This window comes from Leucothrix arctica, from assembly GCF_003172895.1.
Taxonomy (GTDB): Bacteria; Pseudomonadota; Gammaproteobacteria; order Thiotrichales; family Thiotrichaceae; genus Leucothrix; species Leucothrix arctica.
In genome coordinates this window covers 39,523-65,848 of sequence record NZ_QGKL01000014.1, presented here as the reverse complement: position 1 = coordinate 65,848, position 26,326 = coordinate 39,523, and the positions used below count along the sequence as shown (strand labels likewise).

Here is a 26,326-nt window from a genome sequence, read left to right as displayed (position 1 = left end):
GCCACTCTTATTAAAAAGCATACAATAATATGACTTTCAAACCGACTTAAAGCTCAAACTCATAAGTGTATTTTATGTGCATATATTGTAGAATTGATATCAGATATTAAAAAAATAAAACTGAATCAAAAATAATATGTTGAAATTAAGCTCTATTTTTCTCGAGACTTCAATAACGCGTTTGGTCATAGCAAGCTTCATTTTTGTACTGCTATTACCCATCGGTTTCTTTGTTTATAGCCTCTCCCAAAACTCTTGGCAGCAGGTAGAACACAGCATGCTGGAAAGACATAGACTCATTTCAACGTCACTCGTTGAACCCTTCACCTTGTACATAAGCTCCAAGCAACAAGTCGTCACTGCAATCGCTAACGAAGTTAAGCAAGAGCGCGGTGAAGACAAGGCAACTTTAACGGATGAGATAAGCCAACAGATAAGACATCTAAGCACTCAGGCTACCCTAGATAAGCACCTTAGAACCCTTGGTAACATTGTGGCACTGTCGTATACCAGCGGCACTAATAACAAACTTAAGCAGACTGTATCAACCAATAAGTTCATCTCTAAGAAAAACTGGGATCTAGACTATAAGGAAGCTAATTTCTTCCGTATCAAAAACAATGGCATACCGTCTCGCACTGATTCTTTGTCTTCGGCATTTATCAGTACCGTTACCGGTAAGCCCGTCGTTTTGTTAAGACACCTCATATTTAATAATAACAGGCAGCTAGAGGCGACCCTTTTTGCAGAGATTTCACTGAAAAGTATTATCTCTATGTGCTCTAAAATAAGCTTCGGAAAAACCGGCCACTGCACGACGGTAGACCACAAAGGTCAGGTTATTGCCCACCCAAATCCTGAATGGGTTCAGTCGATAAGAAATATTACTCACCTTAGCGCTGTGAGAAAAATGCTTTCTGGTATATCTGGCATCGATGAGTTTTATTCAAAAAGTTTTGATACCACGATGGTTGCAGGTTATAGCGCTATTCCTAATTTAGGATGGGGGATTATGATTCCTCAGCAAAAGTCAGAGCTGACCAGTATTTTTGATGACATACGTAATAACATTCTTCTTTGGTTATTGTTTGGCATGCTGAGCGCCACGCTTATTGCTTGGAAACTAGCCAATGAAATTACTCAACCTATCAAACTACTAATGCATAAAACGAGTCAGTTAGCCAAGTTTCAGTATTTTGTTGACCCTGGTAAAATGCCTGAAAATAGCCCAAGAGAGATTAAGCAATTATGGCAGGAGTTCTCTCACCTATTCACAGGCCTTCAAAACTCTCATAATGAGGTTAAACGCCTTAATACGTCGCTACATAAAGACATAGAAAATGCAACGCTTGAGCTGCGTGAAAAGAACAAAAAGCTATATGAGTTAAGTACGCTGGACTACTTAACAGAGCTGCCCAACAGGCGCTTTTTCACAAATTATCTAAATAAGCAGCTAGTTGATAGTGCCGTTCGACAGATCGGTGTGATTTTTATCGACGTAGACCACTTCAAGACGACTAACGATACCTTAGGGCATGAGGTTGGCGATGCTGTACTAATCCACTTAGGAAAGCTTATGAAGAGCTCTATTCGTCAAGGTGACTTGGCTGCACGCTTAGGTGGCGACGAATTTGTTATCTATGTCGATGAAGCCGACGATGAGGCACTTGCAACGATCGCTGAAAAGGTCCGTCGGGCGGCACAAGAAAACCCACTGTTTATAAAAAGCCAGAATGTGAGCCTCTCTTTATCGCTTGGAACCGTGAGTCACTCTTCTGACAGTGATGTGTCAGCTAAGGAGTTTTTCAGCTTGGCCGACAAGGCTATGTACGTATCAAAGAGCAAAGGACGTAATGCAATTACACACTACAATACAGACTGCTTAGTAGAAGTTGAGAGTATGGCAGGGTAAAGGGACTTAGCAGCCTGTCGCTCAATGAACTAATTAATAAGAGATAGTGGGTTCTTCAACTTCAAGATATGCAGCTGCAACGGTTGCCGCTTGAGTACGATTACTCACTTCCAACTTTTTAAATATCTCAGTCAGATGGGCTTTAATTGTTGCCTCTGTGACGCACAGTTCATCCGCTATTTCACGATTAATTCGGCCGTCAATTAACATCATTAGTACACGAAATTGCTTAGGTGTTAAGCGTTGTATTTTCTCATGAAGGTCTTCTTTCGCAGGTGCGTTCATCGCTGCTTTACTAATATCGATACCTTCCGGTAGTACCACGTCACCCATCAACACGTTTTGAACTGACTCAATAATGCCAGCAAGTGGAGATGATTTAGCAATAAAGCCAGACGCGCCATGCTTAATCGCCTGTAACACGATTTCAGGCTCTTCATGAGCGGAGATAATAGCAACGGGGATATTTGGGCAACGCAGCCCTAAGTAACGCAACGCAGAAAAGCCAACTGCGCCGGGCATATGTAAGTCAAGAAGGATGAGGTCGCTGTCACCGTGCGACTCGATTGAGCGCTGTAGCGTTGAAAATGCACCGCAACTAATGACTTCGATGTCACCAAAGGCTCCAGTTACTGCCTGACTAAGCGCATCACGAAATAATGGATGATCGTCGGCAATAATAACTTTCTTCGCTTTCAACATAAATTATGACTACTCTGATGATTTTTAAGAAGCCCACTACAACTTAGGCTAAAAAACTAGACTTTCGTATAGTAACATTATCACCTCCTCATGGAGATAATGCTCGGTTGAGTCTATACCACTGACTAGGTATTCCCCAAATTTTATGGGACTTAAACCGCTAATTTTTTATCGCTAAATAAATGGTGTGGCGACTGCCCTTTCCCATATGCGCTCTGACCGTTTCATGTGTCACTTTAAAGCCTGACTTTCTTAACTGCGCGCTAAACTTCTCATCAAACCATGCTGACCAAACAGCTAATACACCCTGCTTATTCAGTGAATCATGTATCGCTTTCAAGCTTTTGATCGAGTAGAGACTGTCATTTTTAGATTGGGTAAACCCTTCAGGGCCATTATCCACGTCTAACAGTACCGCGTCGTAGGTTGGTTTCTTAGGCTTAAACAGTACCGCAACATCACCTAGGTGAACGCTGGTGCGAGGGTTATCCAACGGTCGCTCTGCACAGTCACCTAAAGGTCCTTTGTTCCACTCCACCACTTCTGGAACTAGCTCAGCAACAATCACTTCAGAGCTTTGCGTAGTTACTTTCAGTGCCGCCTCTAAGGTAAAGCCCATACCCAGACCGCCCACTAAGACTTTTGCATTTTCAACATTTTTTATATGCGCGCACCCTAAGTCAGCTAATGCTCGCTCAGAACAACGCATCCGACTATTCATCAACTCGCCACGCGCGCCTTTTAAGTGAATAGAAAATTCCTGGTCGCGTTGTGTCAGCTTGAGCTCACCGCCATTATTCGGGATGTTAGCAGTGCCTAATAAAGTCCAAGGGGTCATAGTTGTGTGTTCTCAGATAAAAGCAGGTATTCAGTCATCAGCCCTGAATAATTTAGGCGGCTAACATAACACATACAGCCGTTTAATAAGTTTAACTCTACTATGATGTTTTTAGGATAAAACGAATGATAACTAGTACTTAACATAACATTTTACTTTGTGTGACAGATATTCAAAAAGTCTATAATATATTTTGAAACTACAGAGGAAATCCCCCTATGACTGAACTGAATAATGAAGCTCGCATCAAAACCGCCCTTATAGGCTACGGCTTTTCTTCGCAAACCTTCCATGTTCCGTTTTTGTTATGCAATGATAATTTTGAAATCACTGCCATTAGTTCTAGTAAGCCTGAGCTAGTCAAAGAAAAGCTACCAGCCGTAACTGTTTACGCTAGTGCTGAAGCGCTAATTACGGAGGCTGATGTTGACCTTGTTATCATCACTACACCTAATGAATATCATTTTCCGCTAGCAAAATTGGCGCTAGAAAATGGTAAACATATTGTTATTGAAAAGCCTTTTGTCACCAACAGCCAAGACGGTCAAACCCTGATCGATTTAGCAAAAAAATATGACCGCGTTGCTTCTGTTTTTCAAAATAGACGCTGGGATGGTGACTTCCTCACCGTTAAAAAACTGATTGATGAAGAGCGACTGGGCGATGTGCGTGTCTTTGAGTCTCACTTTAGCCGCTTTAGACCGACTCCTAAGCAACGCTGGCGCGAAAGTGATGCGGTTGGCGCAGGGATTTTATTCGACCTTGGACCACACTTAATCGACCAAACACTACAGTTATTTGGCATGCCTCAAGCAGTGACTGCACAGTGCAGACAAATGCGAGAAGGTTGTGAAAGCGTCGACTTCTTCCACCTTGTTTTACACTACGAACAGCATTTAGCGATTTTAGAAGCAACACCTTACAGCTCGGCACCTAACGCTCGCTTTAGTGTTCAAGGGACAAAAGCACAATACGTTGTACAGGGTTTAGACCCTCAAGAAGACCGTTTAAAAGCGGGGATTTCGCCTAAGTTTGATAGTTGGTCGCAAGAAGATGAAGAGAACTTTGGCCATCTTTATATCGATGACCAAGTCAAAACGGTAGCGACTGAGCGCGGTAAGTATCAATGTTATTTTTCTCGTATTGCCAAGGCCATCACTGATAACGCAGAAATACCCGTCACGTTAGACGATGCACTTAATAATATAAAGATCATTGAGTTAGCAATGGAAAGTAGCGATAGCGGTAAAACGGTCACTGTCAGCTAAGCCAATGTTTAGACAGAGGTCAGCAAAATACTGGTTTCGCTGTTAAGTACGCCATCAATCATTCGTACTTCTCGTAGCACACGATCAAACTCAGCAAGACTGGACGTTTGAACTTCAGCTAATAAATCCCAAGCGCCATTGGTAGAGTGCAGCATGACCAACTCAGGAAAACCACGTAACGAACGTATGACCTGAGCTGTCGACTTGCCTACCACTTCGATCATCATAATGGCGCGGATAGCATCCAAACCATAGTCCTCACGCACTCTCACGGTAAAGCCTAATAAGATGCCTGAGGATTGAAGCCTATCTAGTCTGTTTTGCACCGTGCCGCGTGACACTTTGAGTTGTTTAGCGAGCGTCGACAACGGTGCGCGACCGTCTTTACGCAGCAACGATATGAGCTGTCGATCAAGGCTGTCATAGGCGTGTTTATTGTCTATTGTCATCGTATTGCTCACTAAAATTATCAATTTGTACAATTGAAACTATCAATATGATAATTCATCACTACATATTTGTATATTATTGCTATTTTATTTGAAACTGCACTTCTCTACACTTTCCTTATACAGCAGCACTTATGTTGCACAGCGACTTTTGGAGAGTATTAAAATGGCTATAAACGACGTACAACTACAGCAAGATCTAAACATCGTTCCTTTCGTCAGTGTTGATCACATGATGAAAATAGTGGGAAAACTAGGCATAGAAAACATGCTAAAAGGCATCGCAGACTATGTTGAAGAAGACTTCAAACGTTGGGAGTTATTTGATAAAACGCCTCGTGTCGCAGCACACTCCCATGACGGTGTTATCGAGCTTATGCCGACCAGCGATGGTGAGCATTACGGCTTTAAATATGTAAATGGCCACCCGAAAAACATGAAGGAAGGCCTACAAACGGTGACCGCATTTGGTGTGCTGTCTAAAGTCTATACTGGCTACCCTATCCTATTATCAGAAATGACCATTTTGACAGCACTACGAACTGCCGCAACATCAGTAGTTGCCGCCAAACAGCTTGCTCGCAAAGACTCACGTTGCATGGCATTGATTGGTAACGGTGCTCAGTCTGAGTTTCAAGCGCTAGCATTTAAAACCATGCTCGGGATTGATCAGCTAAGACTTTACGACATTGACCCAGCGGCTACTGCGAAATTTATTAGCAATATGCAAGGCTACAACTTTGATATTGTCGCTTGCCAATCGGCTCGTGAAGCGGCGCAAAGCGCTGACATTATTACTACCGTGACGGCCGATAAGCTCAACGCCACTATCTTGACCGACGACATGGTGGCTGATGGCGTGCATATCAATGCGATTGGCGGCGACTGCCCAGGTAAAACTGAGCTTGAAAAAGCACTAGTGTTACGAGCCAAGCTATTTGTTGAATACCCACCACAAACACGCATTGAAGGTGAGCTTCAGCAGCTAGATGATGACTACCCTGTGAATGAGCTTTGGCAAGTTATTCGAGGTGAATTAGCCGGTCGTACCAATGATAGCGAGATCACTCTCTTTGATAGTGTAGGTTTTGCAACGGAAGACTTTTCAGCACTACGCTATATTCATGATCAGATTGACCGTCCGGGCATGGGCGACATGTACGAAAACCTCGACATGATTGCTGACCCTGACGATCCGCGTGACCTATTTGGAATGGTGCGTCGCTCTGGCGCAATGGCAAAGGTGGCTGCATAAATGTCAAACAAACATAACACCGTACAGATTATTGGCGTACCGCTAGACTTAGGCGCATCGCGTCGCGGTACAGATGCAGGCCCTATGGCACTGAGAGTGGCTGGCTTGCGTGCTGCGCTTCGTAAAATGGACCGTGAAGTCGCTGTAGATATCGACATCGCTGTGCCACAAAAAGAAACGCAGATGCGTAATAAAGACTCAGAGTGTTCGGCTCATTTTAAAGATGAGATTTTAGCCGTCTGCACTGACCTTGCTAACGCAACTTATCAGGCTTTAGAAAACGACTATTTCCCGTTAATCACGGGAGGTGATCATTCGGTTGCCATGGGCTCAGTCTCTGCAACCTCGCACTTTTACCGTCAGCAACAGCAAGAAATTGGCTTACTATGGTTCGATGCACATGGTGATATGAACACGCCTCAGTCGTCACCCTCGGGCAATATTCACGGCATGCCCTTGGCGCATTTACTGGGAAATGGTGATCGCGATTTAGTCGATATACTGGCACAGGGATCAAAGGTAAAACCAGAAAATGTGGTATTAATTGGTGTTCGAGATATTGACAAAAACGAGCAACTCATTATTCGAGATGCGGGTATTCACGTGTTTACCATGCGCGATATTGATGAGCGAGGCATGGCCGCGGTTAGCCGAGAGGCCATTGAACTAGTTACCAAAAACACCGCAGGGTTTCATTTAAGTTTTGACCTTGATGGTTGTGACCCATCGGTAATACCCGGTACAGGCACAGCGGTGCTGGGCGGTGTAAATTACCGAGAAGCACACTTATTTATGGAACTATGCGCAGAAAGTCAGGGAATGTTGGCAATGGATGTTGTTGAGTTAAATCCATTTTTGGATCAAAAAAATGTATCCGCTGAACGCGCCGTATTATTGATTCAAAGTGCATTAGGCCAATCGATTTTATAAGGTAATTATATCAGGCATAAAAATCAAAGAAGGCTGGAGGAACCAACCAAACCACCCTTCTTTGATTGTCAAAACGATGCCCTTCGCAACAAGCATGGTCAACATAAGCATAGTGCATATTAATTTTATTGCTGAGTTAAAAGCGGTCGATCATTTCTAACACATCGTCAAAACGTGTAAAGCCATGATCACCCCCGCAGAATACAAGCTGGTGACAGTCTTGATAAAAGGCTGCGGCAGTTTTCCAATCCAATGTCTCATCCCCTCTTTCTAACATAACAAATAGCCTGTAGGGGTTAGCAGGCGACAGCAACGTCATTTCATTTAGCGCGTCTACATGCGCTTGGGTAAACTCCAGCTGCTCCTCCGAGTGCCATGCCTTATGAAAACCGATCCCCCGTCGTAGGGTCAAACCAGCCGTCACCGCAGGGTTTATCAATACGGCCTTTAAGCCATAACGCGCAGACAAAATAGTTGCATAAAACCCACCCAAAGAACTACCAACCAACTTAATCGGCTTCCCTTCCTGCTGAGCTGATTCCTCAATAATACTGCTTAACTGTTGCATCGCCTCAGTAGGATCAATCGAAAGATCAGGACAGAGCCACTCTTCTTTTCTTCCTTGATCAGATAACCATTTTTTTAAGACTTGTGCCTTACGAGATTGGGATGACGAGGTAAAACCATGGATAAATAAAAACATTTTATAACCTTAGAGAGTGAAATATAATCAACATTACACAAAAACGAGTTTGCATACCAACCGGTATGTATGTCAAGCTTCCTACATGACAAAAAACTTCTTCAATGATCGAACCAAAAAATTATGGCACTTATGGGATTGCAGACCCTGCAATAAAAATCCAGAGAGTGATCATATTGAAACCCGTGAGAAAATTCTTATTGCGGCTTTCGAGGAAATTTACGAGCACGGCTACCAAGCCGCAAGCTTGAGTAATATTCTCAAAAACACAGAAGCAACCAAAGGCGCTTTATACCATCACTTTAAGAATAAAAAAGAGCTGGGTTACGCCGTACTAGATGAGGTTGTTTGCGAGTCATATATGGACTCATGGATAAGACCGTTAGAAAATATTGATGACCCAATAACCGTCATTAAAGAATTACTCACTGATTATGCGGAGATGGCGACTCAAGACGATATCCGTCGCGGTTGCCCTTTACACAACTTAGCCCAGGAAATGTCACCGATTGATGATGACTTTCGTGAGCGAATTTCTAAAGCCTATACCGACTGGCAAAAGGCAATTGAGAATGCTTTTGAACAAGGTAAAAAAGCTGGAAACGTTAACCCATCAATAGATTCAAAATCACTTGCATTGTTCTTTGTCGCAACGCTTGAAGGCTGCATGGGTATGGCTAAAACGACCCAAAGTATAACGACCCTAACTTGTTGTGGTGAAGCACTCTTAGAGCGTGTTGAATCACTTCGCCCCAAATTCATTTCTTCTGAGACTTAAGATTAACCATGATTTCTAAATATTCAGACCGCTTACTCAGTATGCGTTGGCTCGCGATCATACTGTCACTCGTTGTAGTGTTTGGTATGGCAGCAGGTGCCAAAAATCTTCTCTTCAATAGTGACTACCGTGTCTTCTTTTCAGATGAAGATCCCCACTTGGTCGCATTTAATAATCTGCAAGATACCTATACCAAAAGCGATAACGTGTTGTTCGTCATCGCACCAAAAGATGGTGTGGTGTTTAAACAAGAAACGATGACAGTGATTGAAGACATCACTGAGAAAGCTTGGCAAACGCCTCACTCCACGCGCGTTGACTCCTTAGCTAACTACCAGCACACCACGTCTATTGAAGATGACCTGTCAGTTGCTAACTTATTTGAAGAAGCTGGTGAGTTAACAGCTAGTGATATTGAGTCGGTAAAAACAGTCGCATTAGGCGAGCCTTTACTAGTCCACCGTTTGATTTCGGAAAAAGCAGATCTTACCTCCATCAACATTACATTGGAGTTTCCAAAGACTCTTACCAATGAAGCAGGTGAAGAAGTTCGTGCAGATGCCACTATACTCAGTGCTGATGTGGGTGCTTACGCTAAAGAGCTAAAAGCTTACGTTCTTGAAAAATACCCAAATCATGATGTCTACCTAACCGGTACGGTCATGATGAACAATGCCTTTGGTGAAGCGTCTATCTACGATATGTCTCACCTGTTGCCATTGGCAGTATTGTTAATTTTAATCACTGTATTCCTACTACTGAGAAGTGTTTCAGCAACGATTATTACCTTCTTCGTTGTTATTTTCTCAGTGCTAATCGCTTTCGGCGCGGCTGGATGGATGCATATCGAGCTGACTTCTCCCGTGATGTCTGCGCCTATTATTATCTTAACCCTCGCGGTGGCTGACTGTGTTCACATGCTCTCGACGTGGATCAGTGAGATGCGCTCAGGCAAAGATAAAGTCACGGCAATGAAGGAGAGTATTCGCGTTAATTTTATGCCTGTATTCTTAACTTCACTAACGACAGCGATTGGTTTCTTATCACTAAACACCAGTGAGTCACCTCCGTTTAATGACCTTGGTAATATTTCTGCGATTGGTGTGCTAGCGGCGTTCTTCTTGTCGATTGTGCTGCTTCCTGCGCTAGCTGTGATCCTACCGGTCAAAGTGAAGCAAGGTAAAACAAAAGCCTCCTCTGCGATGGTTTCGCTAGCAAACTGGGTTATCTCAAAACAGAAACTGCTACTCATCGTCATGGGCGGTATTGGTATTTTCTTGATTGCGATGGTGCCACGTAATGAGCTAAACGACGTCTTTGTAAACTACTTTGACGAACGCATTGAGTTCAGAACAGACACGGACTTTGTTGTTAAAAACCTAACGGGTATTTACTTCGTTGACTACTCGATTGACGCTAAAGAGTCTGGCGCTATCGCCAACCCTGATGTCTTAGCTAATATCGAAACATTCACGACGTGGTTAGAAACACAACCTGAAGTTATTCATGTAAATACCGTGACTGACATCTTCACTCGCTTGAATAAAAACATGCATGGGGATGATGAAAGCTTCAATAAGTTACCTGACTCACGCGAGTTAGCAGCTCAGTACTTACTGCTCTATGAAATGTCATTGCCTTATGGTTTGGACTTAAACAACCAAATCGACATTGATAAGAAAAGTACTCGTATCACTGCCACGCTAAAGACTATTTCAACGCAGCAGATACTCGATTACAACGAGCGTGTTGATGCATGGATGGTTGCTAATATGCCAGAGCTTAGAGCACCGGGTGTTAGTCCAAGTGTTATCTTCGCTCACATCGGTATGAGCAATATCATTAGTATGTTAAGTGGTACGACTATCGCATTGGTGCTTATATCGCTAATCCTAATCGTTGCACTTAAGTCTCTACGTTACGGCTTGCTGAGTTTAATCCCTAACCTTGTACCCGCAGGTATGGCGTTTGGTATCTGGGCATTCATTAGTGGTGAGATTGGCCTTGGTCTGTCTGTTGTAACCGCAATGACACTGGGTATCGTGGTTGATGACACCATTCACTTTTTAAGTAAGTACTTACGTGCTCGACGCGAGAAAGGCCTCAGCGCTGAAGATGCGGTTCGTTATGCATTTTCAACGGTTGGAATTGCGCTATGGGTCACCTCTATCGCACTGATCGCAGGCTTTATGGTGCTATCTACATCATCATTTAAGTTAAACGCTGACATGGGCCTATTGACGTCTATTGTTATTGCTCTGGCGCTAATTGTTGACTTCTTATTCCTACCGCCTCTTCTGATCAAGCTTGACCCTTGGTTAAATGCTGAAAAGAAGAATTCAACGGAACCTAAGATAGAAGCGACGGCTCAAACAACGTAACCATTAATTAAATACCCTTCTCGAAACATTATTCGTGCAGGGAAATCTAAAAAAATCATATTACTTATGGACAATATTATGAAAAAGACACTACTAGCTAGCCTACTACTGTTATCCATTTCTGGTGCTGCAATGGCAGAAACACCAGCAGAAAAAGGTTTACGCATTGCTCAAGAAGGTAATGCTTACGATGATGGTTTCGTTGACTCAACGTCTGACATGACCATGACACTTAAAAACCGTACGGGTAAAACAAGCCGTCGTGTTATCAGCGCAAAAACACTAGAAGGTAAAGGCGATGGTGATAAGTCACTGTCTCTATTTAACGAACCTGCTGATGTAAAAGGCACGAAAATGCTGACCTTCTCTCACGGCCTAAAGCCTGATGATCAGTGGTTATTCTTACCTGCGCTTAAACGTGTAAAGCGAATCAACTCTCGTAACAAGTCTGGCCCATTTATGGGCAGTGAGTTTTCTTTTGAAGACCTTGGCTCACAAGAAGTTGAGAAGTTCACTTACACATTTTTGCGCGAAGAAGCATGTGGCGAAGGTAATAAACTAAAGTGTCATGTTATCGAGCGTAAGCCTGCTTACCAGTACTCAGGTTACACAAAACAAGTAGCATGGGTTGATACTGTTGGCTACCGAGTGCCTAAGGTCGTTTTTTATGACCGTAAAAATGCACTACTAAAGACATTAACATCGACAGGCTATAAGCAGTTTTTGGGTAAGTACTGGCGTCCAAGTTTGATGAGTATGATTAATCATCAGTCGGGTAAGAGCACCACTCTGCAGTTCTCAAACTATAAGTTTAAGACGGGCTTGTCGTCACGTGACTTTAACAAAAACTCGCTGAAGCGATAAACAGACAGGACTATTGATATGCATACTAGATTAGCGAGTTGCATTGCGCTTGCATTATTAGCGACGCCTGTACTGAGTAGCGCTGTTGATTTTTCGGGTAATGTTGCCTTGGAAGGTCGTTATTTTCCAAATGACGCAGCCTTTGCTGGTCAGCAAGAAAATGGTGGTTTTTCCATTAGTGCGCAGCCTGAGTTTAAGCACACTTGGGATAACGACGATCAGCAGTTTACCTTCACTCCTTTTTACCGCTGGGATGATAAGGATGAAGAGCGTAGTCACGGTGACATTCGCCAATTGGATTACCTCTATAGCAAAGGCGATTGGGAATACCAAGCCGGCCTGAGTAAGAAGTTCTGGGGTGTGACTGAGTCATCTCACCTTGTCGACATCATCAACCAAACGGATGCCGTTGAAGGTTTTGATGGTGAAGATAAACTGGGTCAACCAATGATTCGTGCGACTCGCTTACTAGAAAATGGTGCATTGGATTTCTTTGTATTGCCTTACTTCCGTGAGCGTACTGCAGCAGGTATCGATGGGCGTTTCCGTAGTGGTTTTGTGGTAGATACTGATGCCGCAGAATACGAGTCGGATAGTGATGAAAAGCACGTTGATTTTGCTGTTCGCTGGACGACCTCTAAAGATGAGTATGACATTGGATTAAGCTATTTTGATGGCACCTCTCGTGACCCATCATTTACGCTTGATGACACTACAGGCATGCTTAACCCTTACTATGAATTGATCCAGCAAGCGGGTCTTGATCTTCAGTATACGGGTGAAAGTACCATCTGGAAGCTGGAAGCGATTCATCGTAAAAGTCACACGGATAAGTACTCTGCTGCGGTGGGTGGTTTTGAACACTCGCTACCTGCCTTTGAGTCTGGTGCAGAAATGAGTTTATTGGGTGAGTACCATAATGATTCTCGTGGTGAAACAGCTTTCTCGCCTATGCAAAATGATCTTTTCCTTGCTACGCGTTATGCGTTAAATGACGAAGCGAGTAGTGAGTTACTGGCAGGTGCATTTTATGACTTGGATAATGGCACCACGAGTATTCGTCTTGAAGGTAGCCGTCGCGTTGGTGAAGGCATGAAGTTGAATATTGAAGCGCAGGTGATGACTAATGTGGATGATAATGATCCGCTGAATAGCTTTGCTGAAGATGACTACATACAGGTGGAGTTGCAGAAGTTCTTTTGATGCTTACTTTGTGGGCGGTCTATCAGTTATTTACCACACTACGCCCCTCGCTTTGCTCGGAAGGTCTTCGTGTGGCAAATAACTGATAGACCTTGTGTTGGGGTTTTGCTGGGTGCTTTGCATTTTAAGAACTTTGGTGCTGGGGTTTGTGAGTCGCTTTGTTTGGACTTTTAAGAATGAATAGCCCAGTGCGTTTTGTACTGGGCTATTTTTTTGCTTTCGCTTAAGCGTGGAAGCTTAGATTTTGAAGTGCTTTGCTATTGGGTAGAGAATAGATGCGCCTAGCTGCATGCTGCGTTCTGCTGACCAACCGCATATTGGGTTTGGTCGAGATGCATTATCTTTAAATGGCATTTCTAGTGTCATGGACGCAATACCAAATCGGTTGCCTGCCCAGTTGCTTGCTAAGCTTAAAGACTCGTCGCCAAACTTCTTTTCTGGATAACCATGCTCTGTTTGAAAGTCTGGCGAGATCTGTGCGAAGTAATTTTTGAAGTCCAACTCTTGTGACAATATAAAGTCATCAATCGGTAAGCCTGCCTGCCCTGCGATGAAGTTCCACGGTAATGTCTCATCCCCGTGAATATCTAAAAACAGATCACAGCCTTTTTCTTCAATTGCTTTCTGGAAGTAGTAAACCTCAGGACTCGTTTCAACGTCTGCCTTACCCCATACACGGTTTAGGTTCACCCCTGCCGCATTGGTGCGCAAGTGGCCTAAGGTACTGCCATCTGGATTCATGTTAGGTACAACATAAAACACTAGCTTATCAAGTAGCGCCTCTGAAATTGCATCATCCTTATCGAGTAAGCGAAGCAACAAACCTTCTGTAAACCACTCTGCCATTGACTCACCAGGGTGCTGTCTTGCGCTAACCCAAACTCGCTTTTTAGTGCCATCGTCGTCACCGATACATAGCAGGTCTAAATCTCGCCCTTGAATCGACTGACCGATAACAGACAACTGACAAGCATCTTGACACTGTAGCTGTGCAATAAACTGTTGATGACGCTCTAAAGTGTAAGGCGTGAAGTAAGCGTAATAAACAGAGTCTTCTTCAGGATCATGTTCAATAACTAACTTGCCGTCTTGGTAGCTTGTCGGTACTCGAAACCAATACTCTTGGTCATATGAAGCAACGGCTTGGTAACCATCCCAACCCTCAACGTAAGCCGCTTCGTTAGCATTTAGAATCGACATTTTTAGTGACTCACCAGCGATGTTTGAAACACGGTAGTAGAACCACTGGAAGAACTCAGAGTTGTGATCTGGTTTGATGTTTAGTTGGATATTTGAAGCAGAGCTTGCGTCTACGACTTCTATATTGGCGGCATCAAAGGTGTATGAGATTAGTGGCATGGTTAGCTCCTTTTTGCTTATATGTCATCATTATAAGCAGCTAACAGAAATGTGTTAACTGTTAGTGTTAAAAGAGCCCATAACTTCCAGAAAGCTCCGATTTTCTTTACTACACTGCTAAGTAATAGCGCTCCCTAGCCCCATCGACCTGCCACACCAGCAGAGAGAACGGGAGTTGTACATTTATCAGCATCGACACAACGTGGCAGACGTCCAGTAAATGCTAATTTTTATGTTCAAAAAACTAATGGTGTAAATGTGCAGTAGGCCTCAGGTTTGAGGTCTAAAAAGTTTCTGTTGCCAGTTCGTCATTATAAGGTCACGGCTAAAGCTAGAGGTGTAAGCAGCAGTAAGTTGATTACTGTTAATGCCCACCAAGGTTTGCATCATATCTTTTTACTGCCTGTTTAAGAATAACATTGAGGTATAACTCCTAGCTCACGGGGAAAATGCGAGCGCAGCGAGTATTTTGTCCTGTGGAGCTACTTGTTAGATTTAATTTCACTTATTAGCTCTTCAATACTGATGTTCCCTTTTCGGTGAAGCATAGCATGACAGTTTGGGCAGACTGGCCGTAGGTCAGTTATTGGGTTGATCTCGTATTCATCACCAATATCCGATACAGGGATTAAGTGATGGACGTGAATAAAGCCTTTGCCTCTTTTGCCATAGATGCTTTCAAAGTGAAACCCGCATACTGTGCAGCTTACGCCATATTGGGTGATGCATTCAGCTCTAGCCTTTGAGTTGCGCTCATAGGAATTGACTGTAATAGTTTTTTTACTTCCTTCCTTGAGTGTAGCCGAAACTTCCTCAGGATAGAGACTGTCTAAATTTTCAAAGCCATTGGAATGTTGTATGACATCAACATGATATGACGAAAAATCATGCTCTGTTCCATTTGACTGAGTATCTATCAAAGGATCTGTATTACTTAGGTTTTTAGTGTTTACTGCAGAGATAAAAATATCTGCAGTATCTTCTTTATTACGAAATCTCGAGTAAGGATCAGGTATTGAGCTTGAGGGGATATTAATAAAAAGCATTTGCCCAAACTGCTCATTGTTTAGAACAAAGAACAGGTCTTTTTCAAACTTGTTGAAGGGTACATTTAACCACCAACCATCTTTGCCACTATATACAGAGAGGTTCGCCCAATGAGTATTATTCCCCGTCAGGGAAAGCTGCTCATACTTTCTATTAACTAATGCAATTGCCTGATTCTTATTCATAGCCTGCTTTTTGTTTCTTACCATATTCTAAATAGCGAATCAGCAAACTAACTTCAGTAGTTTATAACCACATTATCAGCGCCTAAATAAGCCCGTAACGTCTTCAACGACTCATTATCCAGCGGTGCTTTATAGTCAGCCCCAAAACGTATCTGAGCTGTTGCCTGATCTGTCTCATAGCTCAACAATATAGGACACTCACTTTCACCTTCGGCCGGCATCACAGCCTTCAGCTGGTCCACAAAACCATTCTGCGCTTGCGCCTGATCAACATTGATTTTCAAGCTTCGCGCATAGATTTTTCGTGCTTCTTCCATATTGTAAAGCGCATCAATACGCAGGCGAGTATTACCTGTGTGATACTCCGTATTCAACGTACCACTGATAATCAACACCTCTTCCATCGCCACTAAGTGTTCATACTCTTCAAATACATTACTGAAGATAAACACTTCGTAGTAAGCCGTTTTATCATCCAACTGAACAAAGGCACGCTTGCCCTTCTCCGTATTTTGCGTACGAATAGCGGATACAAGACCGGCTAATACGACTGGATGCTTCTGATACTTTTGCGTGCTGTCTTCTTCCATATCAGCCAAACGCATCGAACGTATTTGCTTAATTTCAGCTTCATATTCATTAATTGGGTGGCCGGTTAGATAAAGGCCTAACGCCTTTTTCTCCATTCGAAGACGTTCACGTTCTTCCCACTCGGGTAAGTCTGGCGCAAGCTTTATATCTTGTTCCACAACCATCGAGCCACCAAACAAATCACTCTGCCCGACGTCTTCGTCTTTGTGCAACTGGTTTGCCATACGAATGACTTCTGGCAAGTGAGCCGACATCGATTGACGGTTTTTACCTAAGCTATCAAACACACCCGCATTGATAAGTGTTTCAAGTACACGCTTGCTGAGTTTATTAGATTTAACACGCCTACAAACATCCGCCATGGACTCAAACGGCCCATTAGCTTCACGCTCTGCCAAAATAACGCTAAGTGCACTCTCACCAGCGCCTTTGATAGCGCCCAAGCCAAACACCACATTACCTTCATGTTCAGTACTAAAGCGGTAACTAGAACGATTCACATCAGGTGGAATTACATCCAAACCAAGCTGACGACATTCATCAACAAAGGTCACGACTTTCTCAGTGTTATCCATATCCGATGACAATACCGCTGCCATAAAGGCCGCTGGATAATGTGCTTTCAACCAGATCGTTTGGAACGATACTAGTGCGTAAGCGGCCGAGTGAGATTTGTTAAATCCGTACTCCGCGAACTTCTCCATAAGGTCAAAGATCGCCGTTGCTTGAGCAGCGTCAACGTCTAGCTTGCCCGAACCTTCCATGAAGATTTCACGCTGTTTCGCCATTTCCTCAGGCTTTTTCTTACCCATCGCACGACGTAGCATGTCGGCACCACCTAGCGAGTAACCCGCTAGTATCTGTGCGATCTGCATTACCTGCTCTTGGTAAACGATAACCCCGTAAGTGGTGTTAAGTACTGGCTCAAGATCAGGATGAGGGTACTCAACAGCCGCAATACCTTTCTTACGGTTTACGAAGTCGTCTACCATGCCCGACTGCAATGGCCCCGGACGATACAGTGCTACCAGTGCAATGAGATCTTCAAAAACATCCGGCTCTAATCGACTAATCAACTCCTTCATTCCGCGCGACTCTAGCTGGAATATCGCCGTTGTTTTCGCGGAGCGCAGTAGCTCAAATGACTTTTTATCATCAAGTTCGATTTGCGTAATATCGAGAAGTTCTTCACCCTTCTCAGTACGCATACCATTGATGATTTTCACTGCCCAATCGATGATGGTTAAGTTACGTAGACCCAAGAAGTCAAACTTAACCAAGCCGACGGCTTCAACATCATCTTTATCGAATTGAGATACAAGACTTCCCCCACCTTCTTCACAATAAAGCGGGGTAAAATCGACCAGTGCAGAGGGTGAAATCAATACACCACCAGCATGTTTACCAACGTTACGCGTTAAACCTTCTAACGATAATGCGAGGTCGATAAGGCCTTTAACTTCCTCATCTTCATCATAAAGCTCTTTCAAATCAGGTGAATCAACCAAGGCCTTGGTCAAGGTCATCTTGATTTCAAAAGGGATCAATTTTGCGATGCGGTCTACAAAACCGTAAGGGTGAGCAAGGATACGACCTACGTCACGCACTACCGCTTTAGCCGCCATCGAACCGTAAGTGATGATCTGAGAAACTTTGTCACGACCGTAGGTTTCCGCTACGTAGTCGATCACCATTTCACGTTTATCCATACAGAAATCGATATCAAAATCGGGCATGGAGACACGTTCAGGGTTTAGAAATCGCTCAAACAGCAGGTCATATTTTAGCGGGTCAATATCAGTAATTTTCAGTGCGTATGCCACCAATGACCCCGCACCAGAACCACGACCTGGCCCAACTGGCACATCGTTATCCTTTCCCCACTGAATGAAGTCGGCAACGATCAGGAAGTAACCGGGGAACCCCATGCCATTGATAACATCTAGCTCGATTTGCAGACGTTCGTCGTAGGCTTTACGTTGCTCTAAAAACTCTTCTGACTTGACATCAAAGAACGTTGGGAAACGCTCTTCCATTCCCTCTTGAGATAGTTTGCAGAAGTACTCTGCCTCAGTCATTCCATCTGGAATCGGGAATGCAGGAAGGTAGTTTTTACCGAGTGTTAGCTCAACCGTACAACGTTTAGCAATCTCAACCGTGTTCTCAATTGCTGAAGGAATATCCTTAAACAGTTCCTTCATTTCATCAGCACTTTTTAGGTACTGTTGATTACTGTATTTTTTCTCACGGCGCTTGTCTGCCAGTGTAAAGCCATCGTGAATACACACACGTGCTTCGTGCGACGCAAAAGCATCTTCGGTAAGGAAGCGCACGTCATTGGTCGCGACAACAGGAATATCATGCTTTACCGCTAGCGCAACCGCAGACTGCAAGTAACGCTCATCACCTACTCGCTCAGTACGTTGTAGCTCGATGTAATAACGGTCAGGGAAAATAGCTTTCCACTCTAGCAAACGCTTCTCTGCTTCTTCAGCATTATCCGCCATCAACGAGTAACCCACGTCACCCGACTTACCACCTGACAAGGCAATGATACCGCCGCTTAACTCTTTCACCCATTCACGCTGCACACGGGGCACACCCAAGATTTGACCTTCTTGATAGGCACGTGAAATCAGCTTTGAAACATTCAAATAACCTTCATTGTTTTGACATAACAAGATCATGTGATACATCAAGCCTTGATCACCTTCGTCTTGTAGTAGTACGTCCACACCAAAGATAGGTTTTAAACCTTGCCCCATCGCTGCACGGTAAAACTTTACCATCGCAAACAGGTTATTTTGGTCGGTCATCGCGATTGCAGGCATGTTGCCCGCTTCAACAGCAGGCATCAATTGCTTGATACGTAATGTACTGTCGACTAACGAAAATTCCGTATGTAGGCGTAAGTGAACGAAACTCATCCCATATTCCTTATGATGTTTTGTACTGGCTTAAAACTTAAACGGTGAATAGGACAAGCGCCCTGTTCGATCAATGCTTCGCGATGTTGTTTGGTAGGGTAGCCTTTATGCTTGGCAAAGCCGTAACCGGGGTATTTGGCATCCATCTCAACCATTTCATGATCACGACAAACTTTGGCAATAATAGACGCTGCACTGATCTCAGCCTCGGTTAAATCACCTTTAACAATCGCTTCTGACGGCATCTCTAAATCAGGACAACGGTTGCCATCAATTTTAACAAACGTCGGTGTGACAGATAGCCCCTCAACCGCACGTTTCATCGCTAACATACTCGCCCAGAGTATATTGAGCTCATCAATTTCTTCAACTTCAGCACGCCCATAACTCCAAGCAATTGCCTTCTCTTTGATCTCGATAGTCAACGCTTCACGTCGCTTTTCAGTGAGTTTTTTAGAGTCAGTTAACCCTTCGATAGGATTATTAGGATCTAGAATAACGGCTGCCGCAACGACCGCACCTGCTAACGGGCCTCGCCCAACCTCATCGACGCCTGCGATTAACTGTGACACGGCTTACCTCTGCTCTAGTAATTGATGAATCGCAGCGGCGGACTGGTCACTCGCGCTCTGCTTAAGTTGAATATGAATATCTTTAAAGCGACCGATACGATACTTCTTTTGCTCGTCACTCTCATTAAATTGATTTTCTACCGCTTCAATCACGGCTTCTGGCGTCAACTCTTGTTGAATTAACTCAGGCACCAAGTTTTCACCGGAGAGGTTATTGGGCAACGTAAAAAACGGGGACTTTATCATTCCCAGTGTTTGAATAACCCAACCTGTTACTGGCGCTACTCGGTACGCGGCCACCATGTGCCGACCAACTAACATACCTTCCAATACCGCTGTACCGGAAGCCATCAGTATTTGGTCTGCCGCAGCCATGACCGTACGTGACTGCCCTTCTACCCAGTGAATAGGTACATTGGGGGCAAACTCTTTATGTAACGCTTTGAATTGTTCCGTAATGCGCACATTAACCAGTGGCGTGACAAACACCCAGTCAGGATGATTTGCATGAAGCACTACTAATGCTTTTAAAAAGTCAGGGCCAATAAGGTTTATTTCACCACCACGACTACCCGGCAACACAGCCAACGTAAATGGCTCAGCAGCTAAACCGATCGTTTCTCTGGCAACCAATTTATCATTTTCCAGAGGGACTTCATCCGCTAGCGGGTGGCCAACAAAAGCAGCGTTAACGTTATGTGTTTTATAGAAGTCTACTTCGAAAGGAAATAGTGCCAGCATCAAGTCTAAGTTACCCACAAACTTCTTCACACGGCTTTGACGCCATGCCCAGATTGACGGACTAACATAGTGAACACTGGGTGTTGATTGCGCGTGTAAACGCTTCTCAAGCCAGATATTAAAATCAGGTGCATCAATACCGATAAACACATCGGGCGGGGTGTCAGTCCAACGTTGCAATAACGATTTGCGAATTTTTAACAGCTCACCTAAACGCCCTATGACTTCGGTAAAACCCATGACCGATAGGCGTTCCATCTCGAATAAAGACTCACAACCTTGCGCCTGCATTTCAGGGCCTGCAATACCTTCAAACTCTGCGTCTGGGTAATATTCTTTCAGTGAAGCAATTAGCCTCGCCCCAAGAATATCACCCGATACTTCACCCGCTACAATTGCAATCTTCATACTTAACGAATAATGCCGCGTTCACTTTGCTTACAGAAGCTGCTCAATAGCGCAGTATCTTCAAACTCAGAGTACAACTCATCTATCTTCGCTAACGCTTGCTGAAACTGCATATCCTGACGGTACAACATGCGGTAACAGTCTTTGATTCTTGCCATACTGGCTGTATCAAAACCATTACGCTTCAAGCCTTCACGGTTAATGCCACGAGGCATTGCTGGAGCGCCGTGTGCCATCACATATGGCGGTAAGTCTTTACCCAATGCTGTCCCCATTCCTGTGAATGAGTAAGTACCCACCTGACAGAACTGATGAACTAGCGTAAAGCCACCCAAGATTGCATGATCATGCACATTAACATGACCCGCTAAGGTCGCGTTATTCGCAAAAATCGTGTTATTACCCACCACACAGTCATGCGCGATATGAACATAAGCCATGATCCAATTATCATTACCTATGATGGTAGTACCGATGTCTTGCGCCGTTCCACGGTTTAGTGTGCAACTTTCACGAATAACGTTACGGTCACCAATAACTAATGTTGTTGGCTCGCCTGCATATTTTTTATCCTGCGGGGCTGCACCGACGGATGCAAATTGGAAGATTTCGTTGTCTTCACCAATCGTTGTAGGGCCTTCAACAACAACATGAGGCCCTATCTTGCTGCCAGCACCGATACTGACATCTGGGCCAATAACGGTAAACGCACCAATGCTAACGTTCTCAGCTATTTGTGCATTTGAATCTATGACAGCTGTTGGATGAATCAAGCATCTTCCCCTGTTACTGCCGCACACATTAGCTCAGCTGATGTCACCATCTTGCCGTCAACTTTAGCGACTGTCTTAAAGATCCACATATTGCCTTTGCGCTTGATCAATTCAGCATATAGCTCAACTTGATCACCCGGAACAACCTGCTTACGGAACTTCACTTTATTAACACCGACAAGAATGTATAGCGTGTTTTCTTGAGGCTCTGTGCCCATCGTAAGAAAACCAAGCAAACCTGTCGCCTGTGCCATTGCTTCAATCAGTAGGACACCCGGCATGATCGGCTGATCAGGAAAATGACCATTGAAATATGGCTCATTAATCGAGACATTTTTGATAGCCGTAAGGTGTTTGCCTTCTTCGTAATCTAATACACGATCAACTAGCAAAAACGGATAGCGGTGAGCCAGAAATTTTCTGATTTCTACAACGTCCATTACTTTCATTCAGTGAATCCTATTTATCTTTTAATTGAATTAATTTTTTCAGCTCACGCACGCTTTTAAACAAATCGTCTAATTGATTAAAACGTACCGCGTTACGACGCCAAATACTGGTATCTGACAAACCTGTTCCAGAAGAATACAAACCTGGTTTTTTAACAGAGCCAGTGACCATCCCCATCCCCATAATAATAACATTGTCTACGATGTTTATGTGGCCAGCAATACCGGCTCCACCACCAATTTGGCAATGTTTACCAATAATAGCGCTACCACCCACGGCTACAGCCCCTGCCATCGCAGTATGATCGCCAACAACTACATTGTGACCTATTTGAATTTGGTTATCGAGAATGACACCATTACCGATGATAGTGTCGGTTAACGCACCTCTGTCAATGGTTGTATTAGCGCCGATTTCAACATCATCACCGACACGAACGCCACCTACTTGAGGTATCTTATTCCATACACCGTTATCTGGTGCATAACCAAAACCATCGGCGCCAATGACTACACCTGAGTGTATCCGAGTCCGCTTTCCGATGGTGACACCATGATAGATCGTCACATTTGGCATTAGCCTCACATCATCGTCTAACTGACTATTGAGTCCAATAACGGAGTTAGCGCCAATCGATACGCGATCGCCTAATACAACACCGTCTTCGATGACCACGTTAGCGCCGATACGTACGTCTTTTCCAAGGGTAACATTGTCAGATATAACCGCACTGGCATGAATTTCGTGTGCTTGCTGAGGCTCAGGATAAAGTAATTGAACAGCCTTCGCATACGCTAGGTAAGGATTTTCATGAAATAAAATATCACCGTCGAAACCTGACAAATCCATCTTTGGCGATGCAATCAAAATAGATGCATTGCAATCAGGTAGCTTAGATAGGTACTTAGCATGTGTGGTGAAGGTTAAATCACCTTGCTCGGCCAGTTCGAAAGGAGCAACTTTTGTAACACTTACATTACCATTCCCCTCTAATTTAGCACCAATCGACTTTGCTAAATCAGCTAATAACATAGCGGTCATCTTATTCCCCTTTTTTATTATTATCGGTATCTTGTTCGGTCTCAGAATCAAGCTTTTCCTGTAGATAGTCAAGTACGAATGGCGTTAGATCTACCCGCTGACTAGCAGCAACATACTCTTGGATAATGATATCAATTTTACGTTCAACACGGACTTCTTCTATCGCTTGGAACACACCCTTTTGAACATCATCCAAAGCACTATCTCTCGCAAAACGAAGCTCTTCGCGGAAGTCTTCTAACGCACGCGTACGTTCACGCGTGAGAGCACGCAGTTCACGAGTACGAAGTAATACTTCCTCTGCATCCCAGCTTGCTTTGTTTGCATCTAACGCTTCTTCTAGCTTCTTTATTTTATCTTGTTCTTCCGCCAATGTTTTTTCTCTAGGAGAGAAACGGTCTTTTAAAAACTGACTGGCTAGTTCTGCCTCAGGCGCATTTTTAAGAAGATAGGTGACGTTAACGACAGCGATACTAATAACGGCTTCGTCGTCAGAGTAAGCGTTGACACTAGAGAAACCCAACAAAAGCGTGATAGCTGCTAATAAAATATTTTTCATACGGCGAGTGGCTTTGCAGTCATTTATCGTCAATACAGTTTACGCCTCACACACTAGTGAAACAATTAAAAAAGGCCCTATCAAATGACAGAGCCTTTTTAAGAACTAATGTACTGATAACTTAGAAGTTAGCACCAACAGAGAATTGTAGCTCTTGAACATCATCATCATCTTCAGCGTTCAACGGCTTAGCATAGCTTAATGACAATGGACCTAAAGGTGATACCCATGTCAAACCAACACCAGCACTGTAGCGTACTTCATCAGCATCAAATTCATCGTCAAAGACGTTACCAGCATCAACAAACACACTTGCTTTCAAGCCTTTAACATCAGATAGCATTGGCACAGGGAAACGAATTTCAGCGGTAGCATTCACAGACAAATTACCACCTGCAGCATCACCTGATGAGTCGTCGGGTCCTAATGAACTTTGCTCAAACCCTCGAACGGTACGAATACCACCTGAGTAGAAGTTCTCAAAGAAAGGAAGGTCATCATCACCAAACCCATCACCGTAAGAAACACCACCTTTAAACACACTAGTGACGTTCTCACTAATAGGGAAGTAAGCAGAACCAGTGTATTTAAGTTTATAGTACTCTAAATCACTTCCAGGAATACCTAATTCAATACCAATGCTGTGTCGCTGCCCTTCAGAAGGAAATACCGTGCGATCACGCGTATCCTTAACATAGCTAAGCGTACTGATTAATTGCGTGTAATCATTACCATTTGCGTCAATAAACTCAGTAACTTCATCAGGACTAGAATCAGTCGTTTCAATGGAACGCTGTTCAGCACCTAAACTAAAGCGTAGAGAGTCATCCTCACCTAGTGGAAAAGAAAAGTTAACACTTGCGCCATACTTATCACTTAAGTAGTCAGATGTATCATCATCTGTCGCATCTGTTTCATCGTAATAAACCTTGAAGCCACGACCAATACCAGACTCTGTGTAGTAAGGGTTGTTATAACTCAGGTTAAAACTACTTTCTGACTCACTCTTAGCACCGGCTACAGATAATTGCTTACCCGTACCCATGAAGTTGTTTTGACTCAAGCCTAGATTAAACAAAACACCTGCACTTTGAGAATAACCCACACCTGCTGTGAACTGATTTGATGACTGCTCTACAACTGTCACATCCAAATCAACTTGGTCAGTAGTGCCTGCGACAGGTGATGTCTGAATTTTTACAGACTCAACAAATGATAGACGCTGAATACGACGACGTGAATTTTCAACAGACTCTTTAGAATAGAATGAGCTTTCTAGCTGACGCATCTCTCTACGAAACACAACATCTTTAGTACGGTAGTTACCACGTACGTTAATGCGTCGAACGTATGTTCTTTGGCCCTGTTTAAGGTCAAATGTTAGATCAACCTTTTTGTTAATCTCATCAAATCTAGGAACAACATTTACCTTAGCAAATGCGTAACCGTACTTACCCATTTCTGAGGAAAAGTTCTTTTGTGTCTCGCGCAGCTTGGACTGAGAGAAAACCTGCCCTTGCTTGACACTCACCATTTTCTGGATGGCTAAGGACTTTGTACCTGTTACGTTTACTGTCCCAACGCGATATTGATCACCTTCTTTAACGTTAATATTCACATTAACAAAGCGCTTATCGTCTGATAGAGAAACTTGAGAAGACACTACTTCAAATCTCAAGAAACCACGGTCACGGTAAAACGAAGAAAGGTTATCTAAATCCCCTCTTAACTTCGCTTTTGAATATTCGTCTTTAGAGCTCCAAACAGCCAATTTACTTTTTGGCCCAGACTCTAGTAATTTTTGTAAAACGGCTTCAGGAAATGCCTTATTACCCGTAATTTTTACATTACGAATTTTAGCCGTCGTACCTTCCTGAATATCAATTTTAACCCCAGCACGACCGTCTTTAAGCGGTGTTACTTTGGATGATACCTTCGCAGTGTAGTTGCCTCGAGCGACGTACTGCTTCTGTAGTTCTTTTTCAAACTGTGCCAAAGCTGCTTTATCTAAAGGACGACCTGGCGCTATTCCACCACCACGTAAAGCATCGGTTAAAACTTTGGTCTCGATCGTTTTGTTACCTTCAATATCAAGGCTTCCAATCGCTAGACGCTCTTGGACTTTAACGATAAGTATATTTCCACGTCGGCTTAACGCCACGTCTTCAAATAAACCTGTACCGTAAAGCGATTTAACGATATCCCCAGTCATACGATCATCAAAGGTTTGACCAACGCGCACTGGCACGTTGCTAAGTACTGTGCCTGCGCTAATGCGACTTAAGCCATTAACTTGGATGTCTTGGAGTACGAAGCTGTCCGCCCACACACCTTGACTGATGGCAAATAAGCAGCTCGCAAATGAAAGCTGTAGTGTTTGTTTTTTCATA

General features: G+C 43.6%; 22 protein-coding genes. 8 read left to right on the top strand and 14 right to left on the bottom strand.

What is annotated here, in order from left to right:
- Positions 1 to 136: 136 nt before the first annotated feature.
- On the top strand, positions 137 to 1,912 hold the full coding sequence (locus DKT75_RS05020; protein ID WP_109822342.1) for a sensor domain-containing diguanylate cyclase: 1,776 nt from the start codon (positions 137 to 139) through the stop codon (positions 1,910 to 1,912).
- A gap of 33 nt (positions 1,913 to 1,945) precedes the next feature.
- Here the strand turns inward: DKT75_RS05020 and DKT75_RS05015 are convergent, their stop codons facing one another.
- Together DKT75_RS05015 and DKT75_RS05010 are read right to left on the bottom strand one after the other, a co-directional pair.
- Positions 1,946 to 2,614, bottom strand: coding sequence for a response regulator transcription factor (locus DKT75_RS05015; RefSeq protein WP_109822341.1), 669 nt, complete (start codon positions 2,612 to 2,614; stop codon positions 1,946 to 1,948).
- Positions 2,615 to 2,774: 160 nt separating this feature from the next.
- Positions 2,775 to 3,452 (bottom strand): spermine/spermidine synthase domain-containing protein, encoded by a 678-nt coding sequence (locus DKT75_RS05010; RefSeq protein WP_109822340.1) that lies wholly within the window; start codon positions 3,450 to 3,452, stop codon positions 2,775 to 2,777.
- A gap of 218 nt (positions 3,453 to 3,670) precedes the next feature.
- Between DKT75_RS05010 and DKT75_RS05005 the strand changes: the two genes are divergently transcribed.
- On the top strand, positions 3,671 to 4,720 hold the full coding sequence (locus tag DKT75_RS05005) for an oxidoreductase (RefSeq protein WP_109822339.1): 1,050 nt from the start codon (positions 3,671 to 3,673) through the stop codon (positions 4,718 to 4,720).
- A gap of 8 nt (positions 4,721 to 4,728) precedes the next feature.
- On the opposite strand, the gene DKT75_RS05000 is transcribed toward DKT75_RS05005, so the two are convergent.
- Entirely contained in the window at positions 4,729 to 5,169 is a 441-nt protein-coding gene (locus tag DKT75_RS05000) for an Lrp/AsnC family transcriptional regulator (RefSeq protein WP_109822338.1), read from the bottom strand.
- A 166-nt stretch (positions 5,170 to 5,335) separates the two neighbouring features.
- On the opposite strand from DKT75_RS05000, the gene DKT75_RS04995 reads away from it, so the two are divergent.
- Entirely contained in the window at positions 5,336 to 6,424 is a 1,089-nt protein-coding gene (locus DKT75_RS04995) for an ornithine cyclodeaminase (protein ID WP_109822337.1), read from the top strand.
- Positions 6,425 to 7,354 (top strand): arginase, encoded by a 930-nt coding sequence (gene rocF, locus DKT75_RS04990; RefSeq protein ID WP_109822336.1) that lies wholly within the window; start codon positions 6,425 to 6,427, stop codon positions 7,352 to 7,354.
- Positions 7,355 to 7,490: 136 nt separating this feature from the next.
- Here rocF and DKT75_RS04985 read toward each other — a convergent pair whose 3' ends face one another.
- Complete coding sequence (locus DKT75_RS04985; protein WP_109822335.1) at positions 7,491 to 8,057, bottom strand: YqiA/YcfP family alpha/beta fold hydrolase; 567 nt, start codon at positions 8,055 to 8,057, stop codon at positions 7,491 to 7,493.
- A gap of 85 nt (positions 8,058 to 8,142) precedes the next feature.
- On the opposite strand from DKT75_RS04985, the gene DKT75_RS04980 reads away from it, so the two are divergent.
- From DKT75_RS04980 to DKT75_RS04965, 4 genes are all read left to right on the top strand, one after another.
- The gene (locus DKT75_RS04980; protein ID WP_109822334.1) at positions 8,143 to 8,835 is read left to right on the top strand and encodes a TetR/AcrR family transcriptional regulator; all 693 of its coding nucleotides are present in this window, start codon (positions 8,143 to 8,145) and stop codon (positions 8,833 to 8,835) included.
- 8 nt (positions 8,836 to 8,843) lie between these two features.
- Entirely contained in the window at positions 8,844 to 11,216 is a 2,373-nt protein-coding gene (locus DKT75_RS04975) for an efflux RND transporter permease subunit (protein WP_109822333.1), read from the top strand.
- Positions 11,217 to 11,294: 78 nt separating this feature from the next.
- Complete coding sequence (locus DKT75_RS04970) at positions 11,295 to 12,080, top strand: outer membrane lipoprotein-sorting protein (RefSeq protein WP_109822332.1); 786 nt, start codon at positions 11,295 to 11,297, stop codon at positions 12,078 to 12,080.
- An 18-nt stretch (positions 12,081 to 12,098) separates the two neighbouring features.
- Positions 12,099 to 13,283 carry a hypothetical protein gene (locus DKT75_RS04965; protein ID WP_109822331.1) on the top strand — a complete coding sequence of 395 codons (1,185 nt, stop codon included), beginning with the start codon at positions 12,099 to 12,101 and terminating at the stop codon, positions 13,281 to 13,283.
- A 237-nt stretch (positions 13,284 to 13,520) separates the two neighbouring features.
- Here the strand turns inward: DKT75_RS04965 and DKT75_RS04960 are convergent, their stop codons facing one another.
- From DKT75_RS04960 to bamA, 10 genes are all read right to left on the bottom strand, one after another.
- Complete coding sequence (locus DKT75_RS04960; RefSeq protein WP_109822330.1) at positions 13,521 to 14,642, bottom strand: M14 family metallopeptidase; 1,122 nt, start codon at positions 14,640 to 14,642, stop codon at positions 13,521 to 13,523.
- A gap of 482 nt (positions 14,643 to 15,124) precedes the next feature.
- Positions 15,125 to 15,874: an HNH endonuclease gene (locus DKT75_RS04955; RefSeq protein WP_211665176.1), complete on the bottom strand. Its 750-nt coding sequence runs from the start codon at positions 15,872 to 15,874 to the stop codon at positions 15,125 to 15,127.
- A 53-nt stretch (positions 15,875 to 15,927) separates the two neighbouring features.
- A complete protein-coding gene (gene dnaE, locus DKT75_RS04950; protein WP_109822328.1) occupies positions 15,928 to 19,392 on the bottom strand; it encodes a DNA polymerase III subunit alpha in 3,465 nt (1,154 codons plus the stop codon).
- Positions 19,389 to 19,964: a ribonuclease HII gene (rnhB, locus tag DKT75_RS04945; protein ID WP_109822327.1), complete on the bottom strand. Its 576-nt coding sequence runs from the start codon at positions 19,962 to 19,964 to the stop codon at positions 19,389 to 19,391. Before rnhB ends, dnaE begins: the two co-directional genes overlap by 4 nt.
- 3 nt (positions 19,965 to 19,967) lie before the next feature.
- Complete coding sequence (lpxB, locus tag DKT75_RS04940) at positions 19,968 to 21,113, bottom strand: lipid-A-disaccharide synthase (RefSeq protein ID WP_109822326.1); 1,146 nt, start codon at positions 21,111 to 21,113, stop codon at positions 19,968 to 19,970.
- Positions 21,114 to 21,115: 2 nt separating this feature from the next.
- Positions 21,116 to 21,886 carry an acyl-ACP--UDP-N-acetylglucosamine O-acyltransferase gene (lpxA, locus tag DKT75_RS04935; protein ID WP_109822325.1) on the bottom strand — a complete coding sequence of 257 codons (771 nt, stop codon included), beginning with the start codon at positions 21,884 to 21,886 and terminating at the stop codon, positions 21,116 to 21,118.
- Positions 21,883 to 22,335, bottom strand: a complete 453-nt coding sequence (fabZ, locus tag DKT75_RS04930) for a 3-hydroxyacyl-ACP dehydratase FabZ (protein WP_109822324.1) — start codon at positions 22,333 to 22,335, stop codon at positions 21,883 to 21,885. The genes lpxA and fabZ overlap by 4 nt, the downstream gene beginning before the upstream one ends.
- Positions 22,336 to 22,345: 10 nt before the next feature.
- Positions 22,346 to 23,377: a UDP-3-O-(3-hydroxymyristoyl)glucosamine N-acyltransferase gene (gene lpxD / locus DKT75_RS04925; protein WP_109822323.1), complete on the bottom strand. Its 1,032-nt coding sequence runs from the start codon at positions 23,375 to 23,377 to the stop codon at positions 22,346 to 22,348.
- Between the two features lies 1 nt (position 23,378).
- Entirely contained in the window at positions 23,379 to 23,936 is a 558-nt protein-coding gene (locus tag DKT75_RS04920) for an OmpH/Skp family outer membrane protein (protein WP_109822322.1), read from the bottom strand.
- Between the two features lie 121 nt (positions 23,937 to 24,057).
- Positions 24,058 to 26,325, bottom strand: coding sequence for an outer membrane protein assembly factor BamA (bamA, locus tag DKT75_RS04915; RefSeq protein WP_109822321.1), 2,268 nt, complete (start codon positions 26,323 to 26,325; stop codon positions 24,058 to 24,060).
- Position 26,326: the final 1 nt, after the last annotated feature.

Coding starts and splice junctions, on each gene's coding strand:
- DKT75_RS04980 (WP_109822334.1), top strand. CDS start 8,143: ATGACAAAAAACTTCTTCAATGATCGAACCAAAAAATTATGGCACTTA.
- DKT75_RS04985 (WP_109822335.1), bottom strand. CDS start 8,057: ATGTTTTTATTTATCCATGGTTTTACCTCGTCATCCCAATCTCGTAAG.
- DKT75_RS04970 (WP_109822332.1), top strand. CDS start 11,295: ATGAAAAAGACACTACTAGCTAGCCTACTACTGTTATCCATTTCTGGT.
- DKT75_RS05015 (WP_109822341.1), bottom strand. CDS start 2,614: ATGTTGAAAGCGAAGAAAGTTATTATTGCCGACGATCATCCATTATTT.
- DKT75_RS05005 (WP_109822339.1), top strand. CDS start 3,671: ATGACTGAACTGAATAATGAAGCTCGCATCAAAACCGCCCTTATAGGC.
- DKT75_RS04965 (WP_109822331.1), top strand. CDS start 12,099: ATGCATACTAGATTAGCGAGTTGCATTGCGCTTGCATTATTAGCGACG.
- fabZ (WP_109822324.1), bottom strand. CDS start 22,335: ATGAAAGTAATGGACGTTGTAGAAATCAGAAAATTTCTGGCTCACCGC.
- DKT75_RS05000 (WP_109822338.1), bottom strand. CDS start 5,169: ATGACAATAGACAATAAACACGCCTATGACAGCCTTGATCGACAGCTC.
- DKT75_RS05010 (WP_109822340.1), bottom strand. CDS start 3,452: ATGACCCCTTGGACTTTATTAGGCACTGCTAACATCCCGAATAATGGC.
- DKT75_RS04995 (WP_109822337.1), top strand. CDS start 5,336: ATGGCTATAAACGACGTACAACTACAGCAAGATCTAAACATCGTTCCT.
- DKT75_RS05020 (WP_109822342.1), top strand. CDS start 137: ATGTTGAAATTAAGCTCTATTTTTCTCGAGACTTCAATAACGCGTTTG.
- lpxD (WP_109822323.1), bottom strand. CDS start 23,377: ATGACCGCTATGTTATTAGCTGATTTAGCAAAGTCGATTGGTGCTAAA.
- rocF (WP_109822336.1), top strand. CDS start 6,425: ATGTCAAACAAACATAACACCGTACAGATTATTGGCGTACCGCTAGAC.
- bamA (WP_109822321.1), bottom strand. CDS start 26,325: ATGAAAAAACAAACACTACAGCTTTCATTTGCGAGCTGCTTATTTGCC.
- DKT75_RS04920 (WP_109822322.1), bottom strand. CDS start 23,936: ATGAAAAATATTTTATTAGCAGCTATCACGCTTTTGTTGGGTTTCTCT.
- lpxB (WP_109822326.1), bottom strand. CDS start 21,113: ATGAAGATTGCAATTGTAGCGGGTGAAGTATCGGGTGATATTCTTGGG.
- DKT75_RS04960 (WP_109822330.1), bottom strand. CDS start 14,642: ATGCCACTAATCTCATACACCTTTGATGCCGCCAATATAGAAGTCGTA.
- DKT75_RS04955 (WP_211665176.1), bottom strand. CDS start 15,874: ATGAATAAGAATCAGGCAATTGCATTAGTTAATAGAAAGTATGAGCAG.
- dnaE (WP_109822328.1), bottom strand. CDS start 19,392: ATGAGTTTCGTTCACTTACGCCTACATACGGAATTTTCGTTAGTCGAC.
- DKT75_RS04975 (WP_109822333.1), top strand. CDS start 8,844: ATGATTTCTAAATATTCAGACCGCTTACTCAGTATGCGTTGGCTCGCG.